The following is a 15,086-nucleotide window of genomic DNA, read 5'->3' as shown; positions in this document are numbered from 1 at the left end:
ATTCACAAGCTCAAAGTAACGGACGATATGGATAGCCAAACTCCACAACCTGAAGCCGCCGCCCAGCGCCGCCAGATCCTGGCGCTGGTCAAACGCGTGGAGCGTCGCGTTCGCTTCCAGCGCGCGCTGGAGCGTGGCACCGCGGGCGGCGTCGTCTATTTGATGCTGATGGCGGTCGTCGTCACGCTCTACACGACCCTGTGGATGAGCTGGGACACGCTGGTCATCTTGGCGCTTGCCCTGGCCGCCCTGCCGATCGGCATGGCGCTGTGGGGCTGGTTCTCCAACATCGACCGCGTCGCCCTCGCCCAGCGCATCGACCGCGCCAACGACCTCCACGACCGCCTCTCCACGGCCTTGAGTCTGCTGGAGGCGGGCAAAGATGATGCCTTCGTGCGCGCCCAGATTCGCGACGCGCTGGCCCATCAAGATAAGGTCGACACCGCGATCGCTGCGCCCTTTCGCCGGCCCACCGACCTGGTCCCGTTCGGCATCTTTTTGGTCGCGCTGATCTTGCTGTCGTTCTTCCGCCCGCCCTCGCACACCCATCCGCTGCCGGAGCCGCTCATCATCAAGCACGACCGGGTGCTCAGCGCGTCAACCCTGGCCATCGAGCGCGACCGCCTCGAGCAGATGAAGAAGGCGCTCAGCGACGTCGAAGACCCTCGGGTTCAAGCCCTGCTCGATGAGATGGAGTCGCTGCTCGACGACGTAGAGAATCAGGAAATCTCCGAGAAAGAATTCCTGGAGCGTATCGATCAAATTGAGGAAAAATACTTCAACACCCTCGAAGATGAGACCACCGAAGAGATCGCGGACAAGTTAAAAAAGGCCGCCGAGGAGCTTGAGAAAGAAGCTTCCGAAGAGCTCAAAAAACATGAGGAATTGCAAGAGGCCATCGACGCCTTCAAAGAAAAAGACCTCTCCAAGGCCTCGGACGCGCTGAACAAATTGGCCGAGAAGTTAAAGGACAAAGATATCAGCAAGGAAGACGCCGAGCGCCTGGCCAAGCTGATGGAGAGCTTCGCCGATAAGATCGATCTGGAAGACCCCGCCCTCAAGGCGCTGGCCGAGAAGCATCGCGACCTCATCGATAGCCTGAGCAAGAAGCTCGACATGAAGGGCAACCTGAGCGCTGACGAGAAGAATCAGCTCGACCGCGCCAAAGAAAAGCTCGACGATATCGAGAAGCGCCAGAAGAAAAACCAGGAGCGCCCCGCCAACCGTCAGCTCAAACAGATCCGACGTAACACCAAGGATATGGCCAAGAAGCTGAAGGAAGAGGGAGAGAAAGGCCAGAACACCGGTGAAAAGGGGGAGAAAGGCGAACAGAAGGACCCAAACGCCAAACAAGAGGGTCAGAAGGACAAACAAGGCGAGCAGAGCAAAAAAGGCGAGCAGGGCAAAAAAGGCGAAGAGAAAGGCAACGACGGTAAGGAAGGCAAAGATAGCCAGGATAGCCAAAAAGACGGCCAATCTTCGCCCAGAGAACAGGCCGGAAAGATGGCTGAAGACGCCGCTGAAGCCCTAAAAAAAGGCGGCGAGCAGCAGAAGAGCCGTGAGCTTCGCGAGCAGGCCAAAAAGCAACTCGACCAGATGAAAGAGACCATGCGCCGCTCCTCGCCGCAGGAATCCGACCAAGACGGCGAAGAGTCCGAGGCGATGCGTAAATTCCTGGAGCGCGCCAAGGGCGAGCAGGATGGCGAGGGCAAAGAAGCCGGGGCGAATAAAAATAAACCGATGGACAAGCCCGGCGGCGGCGACGCCCAGGAGGCCAACGGCGCCGGCGAAGGCGAGGGAAATAAAGAGCTCGGCGAGGCCACCAAGATGGATAGCCAGGGCAAGGACACCAAGCTAGAGGGCGCCGACGGCGATGGCCCCACTAAATCCGAGATCATCAGCGCCGCCAGCGAAGAAGGCTTCGCCACCACCGAATATAAAGACGTCTACGTCGACTATGAATCGGTGGTCGAGGAAGTCATGGACCGCGAAGAGGTCCCCGCCGGCTACCGCTACTATATCAAACGCTATTTCGAGCTTATCAAGCCGCGCGATTGATGCGCAGCACACCGGGTGCGCGCGGCTGATACCCGCGCCCCAATCCACCGTCTAAACTGCAGGGAGTTCAACGGCATGACCACCGACGCACAAGCCCCAACATCGGCTAAAATCGAAGAAAAAGTCGCCCAATTCCAGCGAGATTGCCTGCGCATGCGCGAGGAGATGGGCAAGATGATGGTCGGGCAGCGCCCGATCATCGACGGCGTGCTCATCACGATGCTCTCCGGCGGCAACGTCCTGCTCGAGGGCGTGCCCGGTCTGGGTAAAACGATGCTCGTGCGAACGCTGTCTGAGACCCTCGGCCTGGCCTTCTCGCGCATCCAATTCACGCCCGACCTGATGCCCACCGACATCCTGGGCACCACGATGATCGTGGACGATGAGCAAGGCGGAAAGCATTTCAAATTCGAGCGCGGCCCGATCTTTGCCAATATCGTGCTCGCCGACGAGATCAACCGCGCCACGCCCAAGACCCAGGCCGCGATGCTCGAGGCCATGCAGGAGCGCAGCGTCACCATCGGCAAAGAGACGATGAAGCTCGACGACCCGTTCTTCGTGCTGGCCACCCAGAACCCGCTGGAGATGGAGGGCACCTACCCGCTGCCCGAGGCCCAGCTCGACCGCTTCTTATATAAGCTCAACGTGCCCTTCCCCTCGCTCGACGAGTTGCACACGATTATGGAGCGAACCACCCAGAGCGAGCGCCCCGAGGTCAGCGAGGTCATCGACCAGAAGCGCCTGCTGGAGATGAAGGAATTTGCCCGCCAGGTGCCGCTGGCCCGCCACGTCCAGGACTACGCGCTGCGCCTTTTGCAGGCCACACACCCGGATAACCCCAGCGCCCCGGACATCACCAAGCGCTACGTGCGCTTTGGCTCCTCGCCGCGTGGCGCCCAGGGCATCCTGCTCTCCTCGAAGGTGCGCGCGCTCTTCGACGGCCGCTTCAACGTGAGCACCGACGATATCCGCGCCTCGGCGCTGCCGGCGTTTCGCCACCGCGTGATCCTGAACTTCGAGGGCGAAGCCGAGGGCATCACCAGCGACCAGATCCTGGCTGAAATCCTGAAATCCGTGCCCGAAAACAGCAAATAAGCAGGATATATGGCTCCCAAAGACGACCCATTTGACGACGCGTTCCTCAAGAAGCTTGAGTACCTCTACGTCGTCTCCAAGAAGATCGTGGCCGGCAAAAACCAGGCCAAGCGAAAGACGCGGCTGGTCGGCAGCGGCATCGACTTCGCCGATCACCGCCCCTACGCGCCCGGCGACGACTTCCGCGGGCTCGATTGGAAGGTCTTCGCGCGCACCCAGAAGCTCTTCTTGCGCCTCTTCGAGGAGGAAGAAGACCTCTATATCTACTTCCTCATCGACTGCAGCCCGTCGATGATCCTGGGGGAGCCGACGAAGTGGGAATACGCCAAAAAACTGGTCGCCGCGCTGGGTTATATCGGGCTGAGCAACCTCGACCGCGTCAGCGTAATCCCCTTCTCGAGCAAATTGGACGGCCGGCTGCCGCCCGCCCGCGGCAAGGCGCAGATCTTTAAGATCTTCGACTTTTTGCGCAAGCTGGAGCCCGGCAAAAACACGTCGCTTGAGGACGCATTCTCGACCTTCGTCACCCAGAATAAACGCCAGGGCATCGCGGTCGTCCTGAGCGATTTTTACGACCCAAGCGGGTTTGAAGAGGGCTTAAATAAATTACGCTATTTCAAATTCGAACCCATCGTCCTGCATATTTACGACGAGCGCGAGTTGAACCCGACGCTCCAGGGCGAGATGGAATTGGTGGACGTAGAGACCGGGGAGGTGTGTCGGGTGACGCTTACTCCCGAGCTGGTGCGCGAGTACCGCCAGGCGTTTATCGACTTCAGCGACGAACTCGAAGATTATTGCACCCGCAAATCGGTGCTCTATTTCCGGGTTCCCATCCAAGAGGCATTCGACGAGCTGGTATTGCGCGTCTTTCGTGCCGGAGGATTTCTTAAATAATGCAATTTACTGGCCTCCCATTCAGCACGATTATGACGCTGGCAGGCGTCGTCGCCGTCGGCGTGACCGTGCTCTATCTCCTGAAGCTGCGAAAGCGCCGCATTCAGGTGCCCTTCTCGCACCTGTGGTCGCGCGTGCTCGCCAACAAGCGCACCCAGACCAGCTTCTGGCGTCGGTTTCGCCGCATCCTCTCCTGGTTGCTCCATATCATTATGGTCGCCCTGCTGGCCTTTGCCCTGGCCGACCCGCACCCATCCGACGAGGCGGTCAAGGGTCGCCACCTGCTCTTGCTCATCGATAATTCGGCGAGCATGGCGGCGACCGATGTCAGCGGCGGCGCCGACCGCATGGATGTGGCGCGCCAAAAAGCCGCCGAAATTCTCGACTCGGTCGGCCCCGAGGACCGCGTCATGCTCGCCGCGTTTAACGAGCATATTCAACCACTTAGCCCATTCGTTGCGCAGGCATCTCTGCTGGAGAAGCCGCTCCAAGAGATCGAGGCGGTCGCCACCGGCACCTCCTACGACGACGCGCTGAGCTTCGCCGCAGACTCCCTGCGCGGCACCACCGACGCCCAGCTCGTGCTCATCAGCGACGGCGCGGGTCTTAGGGAGGCGACGCTCGATAAGTTCGACTTCGGTGAGAACACCATTATTCGCCACCTCAAGGTCGGCGAGAGCGGCGGAAATATCGGCGTCACCGCCTTTAATGTTCGCCGCTACCTGTCCAACAAGCTCGACTACGAGCTCTTTGTGCAGGTGCGCAATTATTTTGACCGCTCGGTCGAGGCCGAGCTCGAGATCTACGCCGACGGCCGCCTCGTCGACACCAAACCGATTCGACTTGAGGCCAACGAGACCAAGCAGGACTTCTACCCAAGCCAGGCCGTCGCCGGCGAGCGACTTGAGGCGCGCGTGCGCCTGACCAGCCGCGACGCCCGCGACCATTTCCCGATGGACAACCGGGCCTTCGCGATGCTGCCGAAGACCCAAAAAGCCAGCGTCTTGCTGGTCAGCGACGGGAACCTCTTCCTGGAGGGCCCGTTGATGCTGAACCTAAATATCAAACTAAAGAAGGTCGCCACGGCCGAATATACGCCCGAGATGTCTGGGCAATATGACGTCACTCTATTCGACCGCTTCGCCCCGCCCAAAGATATATTGCCCGAGGCCGGAAACTTCGTGTTCTTTAACCCGCCGGCCGAAAACTCCCCCTGGGAGGTCAGCGGCGTCATCGAAGACCCGATCATCACGACGGTGCAGAAGAGCCATCCGTTGATGCGTTGGATAACGCTCAAGGACCTCAACATCACCGAGGCGTCTCAGTGGCGCACCGGGCGCTGGGACTCGGTGGTCGCGTCCTCCTTCGGCAAGCCGATCGTCGTCACCCGCGCCGAGGTCGACCAAAAGATGGTCGGCATCGCCTTCGATATCCAGAAGAGTGACCTGCCGCTTCGCGTCGCGCTGCCGGTCCTCATGATCAATATCATCGACTATTTCACCCTCGATGACGCCAGCTATATCCCGAATTATACCACCGGCGAGACCTGGGCGGTGGACCTGGGAATCGACGTCGACAAGGCCACAGTGACTCGCCCGAGCGGCGAGCAAATCGAAGTCCCAGCGTTTAATAAACGCGCGCTTTTTCAGGGCGATGAGATCGGTTTTTATACCATCACCGCGTCGACCAGCGGCGAGAACCCGACCAAGGTTCGACAGACCATCGCCGGCAATCTCTCGAATCCCGAGGAGTCGCGCATCACGCCGACCGACCTCGAATTGGGAGACAAAGAGGTCGAGCAAGGCGTCGATAATCTGATCTTCGAGCGCAACGAATTGTGGATCTGGGCGATACTCGCCCTGCTCGCGCTGCTGCTGCTCGAATGGTTTAGCTATAACCGTCGCATCACCGTTTAATCTGGATTCTTCAGAATCGAAAAGTAGAGACTGGCGATGATTATTAAACCCAACAAAATCACCGAAGCCTTATTCTGGGTGCTCCTGGTCGGCGCGTGGTTGGCGATGGGATACGCGTTCTTTAACCGAATTGTGGAGCCCGGCGTTGACCTGATCGCGTTCGAGTTCCAGGGACGAAGCGTCGAGATTCTGGCCCCGCTCTTCTTCGGTGTGTTGCTGATCTTGCCTGTCTTGCCGCTAGTGAATCGCTTCACGCTGAGCGACCTGCCGCGCGCCCAGCGCGTCATCAATATCGTGATGCGCGGGCTGATCATCGCGGCGCTGACCGGGGCGCTTATTCAAGTGGTGCTGACGAGTTTTGAATCTCGTGTTTCCACGATCTTCCTGGTTGATACGTCTGCCTCGGTTCCAGACTCATCCATTAAAGAAGCACTTGAATATATCAATCAGGCCCGGGACGCCCGCGGTGAGCGCGACGAGGTCCAGGTGCTGGGCTTTGCGCGCCATCCCTACAGCATCGCGCTGCCCGCCGAGGGCGCGCTCACCGAAATCGCGCGCCCCGCTGCCGAGGATGACGGCCTCGACACCAACCCGGCCGCAGCCCTTCGCATGGCCTACGGTCTCTTCCCGCAGGACCATATCAAACGCATCGTCATCATCTCGGACGGCAACGAAACCCGCGGTGATTTCCTAAGCGAAGCCCACCGCGCCAATGAGTTCGGCATCCGCCTCTATAATAAGGAAACCGAGATTGAGATGCGCCCCGAGGTCATGGTGCGCGCGCTCGATGTGCCGGAGAAAATCGAGCTCGGTACGCCCTTTAAGATCACCGCCCAGATCTTCTCAAATCACCCGGATTCGGCGACCCTTCAACTCTGGCAAAATGACTTCAGGGCGGGCACCCAAAAGGTTGATCTGGAGACCGGCGTCAACGAAGTCGTCTTCGAGACGGTCGTCTCAGAGCCCGGCTTTATGGAATTCAAGCTCGAGATGAAGGTCGACGGCGAAGACCATTTCGAGGCCAATAACCAATATGTCTACAGCACCAATATCAGCGGCAAGCCGCGGGTGCTCTATGTCGAGGGAGAGATTCGCTCGCGCCTGTATTTGGAGCGCGCGATGCGCGACCAGCAATTCGAGTTGGAGACGCGCGGGCCGATGGGGCTGCCCAAAACCCTCAAAGAATTCGAGAGCTTTGACCTGGTGCTCATCTCGGACCTCGCCGCGACCTATATGTCGACCGAGCAGATGAAGCTGCTGGACCAATATGTCAAAGAGCTCGGCGGCGGCCTGGTCATGGTCGGCGGCGACTCTTCCTTCGGCCCAGGCGGCTATTATGGGAGTTATTTGGAAGAGATCCTTCCGGTCGAATTCGAGCCCAAGAAAAAGCGCGAGACCCCGAGCCTTGCCCTGATGCTGGTCATTGACAAATCCGGCTCGATGGCCGGCGACCGCATCGAATTGGCCAAAGAGGCATCCAAGGCGGCGGTCAAGATTCTGGGCAAAAACGACAAGGTCGGCGTCATCGCATTTGACGATACGGTGGAGCATCTGGTGCGCATGCAAAAGGCGACCAACCGCGTGCGCATCTTGAGCGATATCAGCCGGCTGCAGCCCAGCGGCGGCACCAATATCGCCAGCGGAATCGAAGCTGCGTTTGAGACACTTTTGCTCACGCCAGCGCGCAAAAAACACGTCATCCTGCTCACCGACGGCCACTCGGACTCGAGCAATATCTTCTCCGAATTGCTCCCGTCGATGCGCATCTCAGATATGACCGTCTCGACGGTGGCGGTGGGCGGCGAGTCGGCGTCGACGCTGCTCAAACGGATCGCGGAGGGCGGCGGCGGGCGCTATTATTTCACCAGCAACCCCTATAATATTCCGCGCATTTTCATGAAAGAGACCTCCACGGTGTCGCGCTCATCGATGGTCGAGGAGCCCTTCCGCCCCAGGGTCGTCAAGCAGACGCAGATGCTCAAAGGCATCGACTTCTCGCGCGCGCCCTATCTTTTGGGCTACGTATCCACCCAGGCCAAACGCGGGGCCGAAACCCTGATGGTCTCCGACTATAACGAGCCCATCCTGGTGCGCTGGCGCCGCGGGTTAGGCAAGGTTGTCGTCTTCACATCGGACCTTAAAAACCGCTGGGCGGTGCAATGGGTTCGCTGGCCGGGCTACTCGAAATTCTGGGCCCAACTTATCCGCGACACCATGCGCACCGATGACCGCATGAACCTGGCGATGCGCACCGAGATCGACCAGGGCCGCGCGCATCTCGTGGTCGACGCGGTTGGCCAGGACGACCGCTTCATCAACGGGCTGCAGTCGTCAGTGACGCTGCGCACGCCGTCGGGCAAAAATAAGACCGTCACCCTGGAGCAGACCGCCGCGGGACGCTATGAAACCCGGGTCGAGCTGGACGAATACGGCTCCTACGGCCTCAAGGCGCGCCACGATATCGACGGCGACACCCTGGCGGTGAGCCTCGGCAGCATCTCCTATCCCTACGCCCGCGAATATCTATTCCTGGAGCCCAATCGCCAGATGCTCCAACAGGCCGCGGCCATCGCCGGCGGCGCGACCAACCCGACGGCCGAGACCCTCTTCGACCCGATGGGCGAAGAGGTCAAATACCGCCGCGAATTGTGGCCCTATTTCCTCATCGTGGCCCTCGGCCTGCTCTTGCTCGACCTCGCCCTTCGCCGCATCCGCCTCTGGGGCAGCACCGAGTTGAAATGGGGAAACTATTTCAAATAAGCCCAGATGCCCCAATGACGCAGTCTTTTCGACGATTAACTGCGAAATTGGGGCATTTTTGAATGCAACGTCATATGCTGACGTCTTATGGACGCTCCCCCAACCGCACGACGGCGGGACGGGATTTTGAACCTGACTCTCGCGGATATTTGAAGTGATGAAACATCTTTCACGTAAATATTTACTCGCCATGCTCGTCCTGGGCGCCTTCGCATCAAGCGCTGCTTGCACCGAACCCCGAGAACAATTGGGAAGTTGCGTGAGCGACTCCGAATGCCCGACCGACCGCGTCTGCGGCGATGAAGGTGTGTGCGTCGCGCCCGACGATGAACCCGACGCGGGCGACGTCGACAATAACGACCCCGACGCGGGCGATGTCGACAATAACGACCCCGACGGTGGCTCCGACACGCTCTGCCCTGCACCCACGATCACCCCGGCGGGCGCGCAAAACGATTCCTCATCTGCGAGCGCCCTGCCCGGCAGCACCATCCGCCTGGACGGGCGCCGAGACGACGACGCCGTGGTCACCTACCAGTGGCGCTTCGTCGACTTCCCCTATTCCGAGACCATCGCCGAGCTTGAGCCCAAACTCGTCGCCCACGCCAACGGGACCGCGGACTTTAAGGCCGAGGCCCTGGGTCTCTATACCGTCGAATTAGAGGTCAAAGATGCTAATGGCGCGTCGGTCTGCCCGCCGACCACCGCGCAGGTCCTGGTGGAGACCGATGACCAGATCTATGTGGAGCTGGTCTGGGAGACGCCCGGCCAAACCGACAAGGACGCCAGCGGACCCGACCTCGAGCTCCATTATAAGCATCCCAACGGCACCTGGGCTCAGTGGGACCCGCCGCTCGACATCTTCTGGTACGTCCCCACCGCCGACTGGGGCATCCCGGGCGACAGCAGCGACGACCCGGTGATGCGCCGCTTTATCGACCACGGCCCCGGCCCCGAAGCCATCGCGCATAAGAAGGCCGACCCGCTGGTCTATAGCGTCGGCGTCTACTCCTATGACGACAAAGATTTCGGCCCGAGCTTCGCCACCGTTCGCGTGTACCTCGACGGCGAACTCGCCGACGAAGTGCCCAATATCGAGATGCCCGAGACCAATCATTTCTACGAAGTACTGACCATCGACGCCGGCCAACAAACCACTGAATACCTCGACAACCACTATGAAGATTTTCTCGAAATGTAATGCGCTGCCGCGACACAAAGCCCATCCCCGCGCGCCCAAGCTCGGCGCGCTCGGCCTGGGAATCGTCGCGCTATGCTTCGCCGCAGGTTGCCAATCGGGCGGGTATTCGGAGATCACCACCGGGGAGAACACCGCTCCCCAGCGCGCCAACACGCCCCGGCCGATCAAGCAGATCACCTACGACCCAGCGCCGGCCGCCAACGAAAACGAAGCGGCGCTGGAGGGCGGAGTCTGCCGGCCTGGCTCAACCTTTCGGACCATCACCGGCGAGGCCGCCCAGCCCGAGGCCTGCCGCGAGATTTGTCGCAACCTGATGGACTGCATGGCCTTCACCTTTATGTCATCGCCCACCGAAGCGACCCGCTGCGAGCTAAAACACTCGGTGCCGGAGGCGATGGTGGGCCCGGAGAGCGACCCCAAGGGCTGTGTGTCCTGGGTAAACCCACGCGCCAGCGCCCGAATCGCGCAACTCGAAGCGCAGCGTTTCGAATTGCGCAGCCAGCGCCCCGGCGAAAATCTTCGCGAGTTTGAGATGGACCAGGCTGATCCGGCGATGTGTCAGAAGGCCTGCGATAATCTGCGCGACTGCCAGGCGTTTACCTACACGCGCCCCGGCTATGACGGCGAACAGGCACGCTGCGCCCTTAAGACCGAGGTCCGGGCGCCGGTCGCCGACCAAGATTGCTGCATTTCGGGACTAAAATAGGCATGTTTCAAACGCCGCGCGTGCGCCTTTTCGGGCTCACGCGCGGCGCGGTCTGCGATTGATTCAACGTCTTCTAGACGTGGTTGCCAACAAGGGTTATCATCGGGTCGACCGTCTGTTTTGTTTTCCTAAAAATGCTTGATAAAACGCGATGAAACACGCAATCTCAGTGCTCTTATCCGTAGCTCTCGTCAGCGCCGCGCTACCCAGCGCCGTCTTTGCCGAAGATCTCACCGAAGGCACGGCCGCTGCAGGAGACGAAACGCTTAGCCCCGAAGAACGGGCTCGCCGCGTTGAGTCACTCGCGTCTTCGGGCGCAGACGCCTATCGCAGCGGCGATTTCGAGGGGGCGATCCGAGCGTTTAAGGAAGGCTATCGCCTCGAGCCGGTGCCCAACCTCCTATATAATATCGCCAAAAGTTACGAAAAGCTGGAGAAATACGCCGACGCCGTCGACTATTACCAGCGATTCGTCGTCGCGCCCGAGGTCGACAGCAGCGCGCGCCAGGCGGCGCTGGATCGCATCGAGAGCTTAAGAGAAATCGCCCAGCTCAAGAGCCAGCAAAACGAATCCGACGCCAAAGGTGAGACCGGTGCGCCAGATAAGACCACGCCGGTGAAGCCGACCGAAGATGAGCCGAGCAATGTCGCCGCTTATGCGACGCTTGGCGGCAGCGTCGCCCTGCTCGGCGGCGGCCTCGCCCTGGGCTACCTGGCCTCCGGCGAGGCTGACACCGCCCGCGACGGCGCGACCTATGAGATTCGCTCCGACGCCCAGGGCAGCGCAAAAACCTACGCGCTGATCGCCGACGGTATGTTCGTGGCAGCCGCCGCCGCCGCCGGCATTGGCGTGTACCTGCTCCTGTCGGACTCCGATTCGGACACCAAAGCCAAGGCCGACGCCAGCGCGGCCTCACGCACCGTCATTTCTCCCTGGGTCACCACACGTTCAGCCGGACTCGGCATGAGCCTGGACTTCTAAGCTCGGATCTCTCACTCCATGGCAGCTTCGCGCGAACATCGCCAACAACTTTATCAGCAGATGGTCGGCCGCACGATCGCCGGGCGCTTTAAGATCACGCGCCTGCTGGGCTTCGGCGGCATGGGCGCCGTCTACGAAGCGACGCAGCGTAATATGCAGCGCAGCGTCGCGCTCAAGGTGATCCCGGCGCATGACCCGACCACCACGGCACGCTTCCAACGCGAAGCGATGACCATCAGCAGGCTGCACCACCCCAATACCGTCACCGTCTTTGACTACGGTCAGTCCGACAACGGCGTGCTCTTTTTGGCCATGGAGATGCTGTCGGGGCAAAACCTCGGCGACCTCATCAAAGCCCGCGGCTGCCTGACCCCGAACGAAGCCGTGCACATCGCCACGCAGGTCTGCCGCTCGCTTAGCGAAGCGCACCGCGCAAAGATCGTTCACCGCGATATCAAGCCGGACAATATCTTCCTGATTCGGGTCGACGATGACCCCAACTTCGTCAAGGTGCTGGACTTCGGCATCGCTAAAATCCTCAAGGGCGAAGATAATGTCGAGTTGACCGGCGCGAATCGCATCATCGGCACGCCCAAATATATGTCGCCAGAGCAAATTCTGGGCGACGCGGTCGACCACCGCAGCGATATCTATAGCCTGGGTTGCATCGTCTTCGAGATGATCTGCGGCACCCCGCCCTTCCAGGACAGCAACACCACGAAGTTGATGATCGCCCACGCCCAGCAGGCTCCCCCGACCTTCTCGGAGCGCCTGCCGAACGACGCGCTCGCGCGCATCCCCGGGCCGCTTGAGCAGGTCGTGCGCCGCGCGCTGGCCAAATCTCCCGACGAGCGCTACCGGGACACCGATGAGTTTCGTGACGCGCTGGAGACCGCGCTCGACGCGACCAATAGCAGCATCCGCATCTCGGAATTGGCGTCTCGCTCGACCCAGATTAACCCGGCCCTGCCGGCCAACCTGCACCCGAACGCGCCGGCCTCCCAGAACGTGACCGACTCCTCGGATATGCTCGCCCAGCATTCCTCGCAGACCCTCAATCGACTGCGACCGCCGCCACATCTTAATACCGCCAATATTGCCGGCCATAACCCCACGGGTTCGCAGCAGGCCGGATTTAACCCCAGCGGCGTCAATCGGACCGGCCAGCACCCCGACGGCTCGGGCTCGGAATCCGGCGCACGTCCGCTGCCGAATATCTCCCAGGTCACCACGCCGCCGCCGGCCACAAAGTCGAACCGCGGACCGCTCATCGCCATCCTGATCGCCTTGCTGCTTATCGGCGCGGTGGGTGTATTTCTCGTCCTGCAACCCGGCGAGCCGCCCGTGGGCGCCCCCCCCACAAACCCGGTCGACAACGCCCAGGCCAACCTCGCCGCGCTCCCGCAGCAGCCTGCGATTGCGACGCCGGGCGCCGGCAGTGGCGACCCCGAACCCGACCCGGCCGCGCCGGTTAAGCTCAGCGTCCAGGTGCTCAGCACGCCCTCGGGCGCACGCGTGTACCAGGAAGGACGCGTTGTCGGCCGCACCCCAATGACCATCCACGGAAAAGACGGCGACACCCTCGACTACAGCTTCGAGTTAGCCGGTTATAAGGAACTCTCGGCGACCTACGAGCTCAGCGAAGGCGACGCCGAGGCGACGTTTGCGGTACGCCTGGAGCCCAAGCCCAGCGCAAAGTCGACGCGTCCGCCGCGCAAGCGCCCGACCCCGAAGCCCAAACCGGACAAGTCCTCCAAGGACACCCCCGCCGAAGTCGAGACCCCGCCGGCCAACACCAAACCCGTGGTCCCCAACGTCGAGAAGCTCGACGACTCCGGCGGCACCACCATTGAGCTGCTCAATTAACGTCTAACTGCGCTTTTGCGCTTGCTATCTGCTCCCCGAAGGCTATATTACGCCGGTCCAGAACGACCGCGCCCCAGCTCTTTGCACCCGCGAGTGCAGAGCGCCTGAATCCGGGGCGGGAGAACCGATGCAGCAGTGGGCGCACTTCTTCACTCATTCTATGAGGCGACATCGGTTGCCCGGCTCAACCCAAGAGGATTTTTATGGCACGTTTGATGTCGAGTACCGAGTTGAAAGAGCGCATGGATGAGAACCAAGAGTTTGTCTTGGTCGATGTTGCTGAGCCCGAGGATTTTGCCAACGAGCATATCCCGACCGCGATCAACATTCCCTTGTCCAAGCTTGCTGAACAGGTCAAAAAGACGCTCAGCAAGAACCAGCGCATCGTTGTCTATGACAAAAATCACGACGACGAATCTTCCAACCGTGCCTCCGATGTGCTCGAGGCGATGGGCTACCGTAAGGTTGCCGACTTCGACGGCGGAATCTACGCCTGGAAGCGCGCCGGATTCTTGACCGAGGGCGACAACGCCAAACAACTCGGTTAATTGCATCCCGGTGATTTCTCGGGGACGCGCTTGGCTCAGGCGTCTCCGGCAAATCACCACTGCGTATCGCATAAGAAAAGGCCCGTTGAGTTTCGACTCAACGGGCCTTTTCTTATGCTCACTTTTCTTGCTGCTTAGCCGTCGATCGCGACTTCGGCGCGGTACAGGCGAACATCGCCCTCGGTCTCGTAGAGCACCGTGGAATACTCGCTTCCCGGCGGTTCCTCGCGCTCCGACCAATCCGCGGCCACTTCCTCGGCCTTCTCCGCGCTTCCGGACGCCGACACGCTGACCAGGTCCTCTTCGCGGTCAAAACGCACGACCACATGCACCATCTCGTCGGTGATGTCGGAGGCTTGCAGGTACGCGCCGCCCTCGATGGCCTCGAGCTCCATCAGGTCGACGATTTCCTCGCGACCGTCGCCCAATTGACGCACGACCACGGCCTCATCGTCGGCCTTGGCCACAATGACGACCTCTTTGGCTGGGTGTCCTTCTTTGCGGGCTCGACCTCGATTCTCGTGGTCCGTGGCAAGCAAATAGATGCGGTGCGGCGCGATACCACGCGCTTCGAGCAGTCGGTGCATCCGGTCGTTCTCTTCGAGCAACTCCAGATAACGCTCGGCATCACGGACATTAGTGGTCCGGAAGACCACCTCACCCTGCGCATCGATAATCTTGCAGTGACGGCTTCCACGATCGATGGTGAACCCCTGATAACTAATCTCGTCAGACACGTTCAACCTCAAGTTGATGGGTACGCTTAAATATGAATTCTTATACGCGCGGCCGCATGCGGGCCGAGCTCAACCGCTGTTGTTTAGAGCACACCCGTTGACCTTGTAAAGAGTCGGGCATCAATTCAGCGGTATTATCGAAGATTCGCCCGGCGATTCCCTCGCCGGCGCTGCTTCGCGTTACTTTCGCCATGATACCGGCGACGCGCTCACTAGCAAAGAAATAGCGGAGAATGATTATTCCGGCGCAACCTCGAAAAAGCGGAGTTTCGCCGCGCGCACCCAGGCCCCGGCAAAAAATGCGCCCCCTTGCGAACCTT

At 60.5% G+C, this 15,086-nt stretch carries 11 protein-coding genes; 10 read left to right on the top strand and 1 reads right to left on the bottom strand.

Features of this window, described 5'->3' with window-relative positions; genetic code table 11:
• Window positions 1-27: 27 nt before the first annotated feature.
• From DN745_RS06325 to DN745_RS06280, 10 genes are all read left to right on the top strand, one after another.
• Window positions 28-2,058 (top strand): hypothetical protein, encoded by a 2,031-nt coding sequence (locus DN745_RS06325; RefSeq protein WP_111333096.1) that lies wholly within the window; start codon window positions 28-30, stop codon window positions 2,056-2,058.
• A gap of 75 nt (window positions 2,059-2,133) precedes the next feature.
• The gene (locus DN745_RS06320) at window positions 2,134-3,153 is read left to right on the top strand and encodes an AAA family ATPase (protein WP_111333094.1); all 1,020 of its coding nucleotides are present in this window, start codon (window positions 2,134-2,136) and stop codon (window positions 3,151-3,153) included.
• 9 nt (window positions 3,154-3,162) lie between these two features.
• On the top strand, window positions 3,163-4,050 hold the full coding sequence (locus tag DN745_RS06315) for a DUF58 domain-containing protein (protein WP_111333092.1): 888 nt from the start codon (window positions 3,163-3,165) through the stop codon (window positions 4,048-4,050).
• Window positions 4,050-5,966 (top strand): vWA domain-containing protein, encoded by a 1,917-nt coding sequence (locus DN745_RS06310; RefSeq protein ID WP_111333090.1) that lies wholly within the window; start codon window positions 4,050-4,052, stop codon window positions 5,964-5,966. The genes DN745_RS06315 and DN745_RS06310 overlap by 1 nt, the downstream gene beginning before the upstream one ends.
• 36 nt (window positions 5,967-6,002) lie before the next feature.
• Entirely contained in the window at window positions 6,003-8,726 is a 2,724-nt protein-coding gene (locus DN745_RS06305) for a VWA domain-containing protein (RefSeq protein ID WP_111333089.1), read from the top strand.
• A gap of 157 nt (window positions 8,727-8,883) precedes the next feature.
• Window positions 8,884-9,927: a hypothetical protein gene (locus DN745_RS06300; RefSeq protein WP_133622066.1), complete on the top strand. Its 1,044-nt coding sequence runs from the start codon at window positions 8,884-8,886 to the stop codon at window positions 9,925-9,927.
• On the top strand, window positions 9,905-10,633 hold the full coding sequence (locus DN745_RS06295; protein ID WP_111333085.1) for a PAN domain-containing protein: 729 nt from the start codon (window positions 9,905-9,907) through the stop codon (window positions 10,631-10,633). The genes DN745_RS06300 and DN745_RS06295 overlap by 23 nt, the downstream gene beginning before the upstream one ends.
• 151 nt (window positions 10,634-10,784) lie before the next feature.
• Window positions 10,785-11,615, top strand: a complete 831-nt coding sequence (locus tag DN745_RS06290; protein WP_133622065.1) for a tetratricopeptide repeat protein — start codon at window positions 10,785-10,787, stop codon at window positions 11,613-11,615.
• Between the two features lie 18 nt (window positions 11,616-11,633).
• Window positions 11,634-13,481 (top strand): serine/threonine protein kinase, encoded by a 1,848-nt coding sequence (locus DN745_RS06285; RefSeq protein ID WP_111333081.1) that lies wholly within the window; start codon window positions 11,634-11,636, stop codon window positions 13,479-13,481.
• 203 nt (window positions 13,482-13,684) lie between these two features.
• On the top strand, window positions 13,685-14,029 hold the full coding sequence (locus DN745_RS06280; protein WP_111333079.1) for a rhodanese-like domain-containing protein: 345 nt from the start codon (window positions 13,685-13,687) through the stop codon (window positions 14,027-14,029).
• 134 nt (window positions 14,030-14,163) lie between these two features.
• On the opposite strand, the gene DN745_RS06275 is transcribed toward DN745_RS06280, so the two are convergent.
• Complete coding sequence (locus DN745_RS06275) at window positions 14,164-14,766, bottom strand: hypothetical protein (RefSeq protein WP_111333077.1); 603 nt, start codon at window positions 14,764-14,766, stop codon at window positions 14,164-14,166.
• Window positions 14,767-15,086: the final 320 nt, after the last annotated feature.

Source organism: Bradymonas sediminis (assembly GCF_003258315.1).
Taxonomy (GTDB): domain Bacteria; phylum Myxococcota_A; class Bradymonadia; order Bradymonadales; family Bradymonadaceae; genus Bradymonas; species Bradymonas sediminis.
Note: the sequence above shows the minus strand (reverse complement) of the source record. Positions and strands in the feature narration are given on the sequence as shown.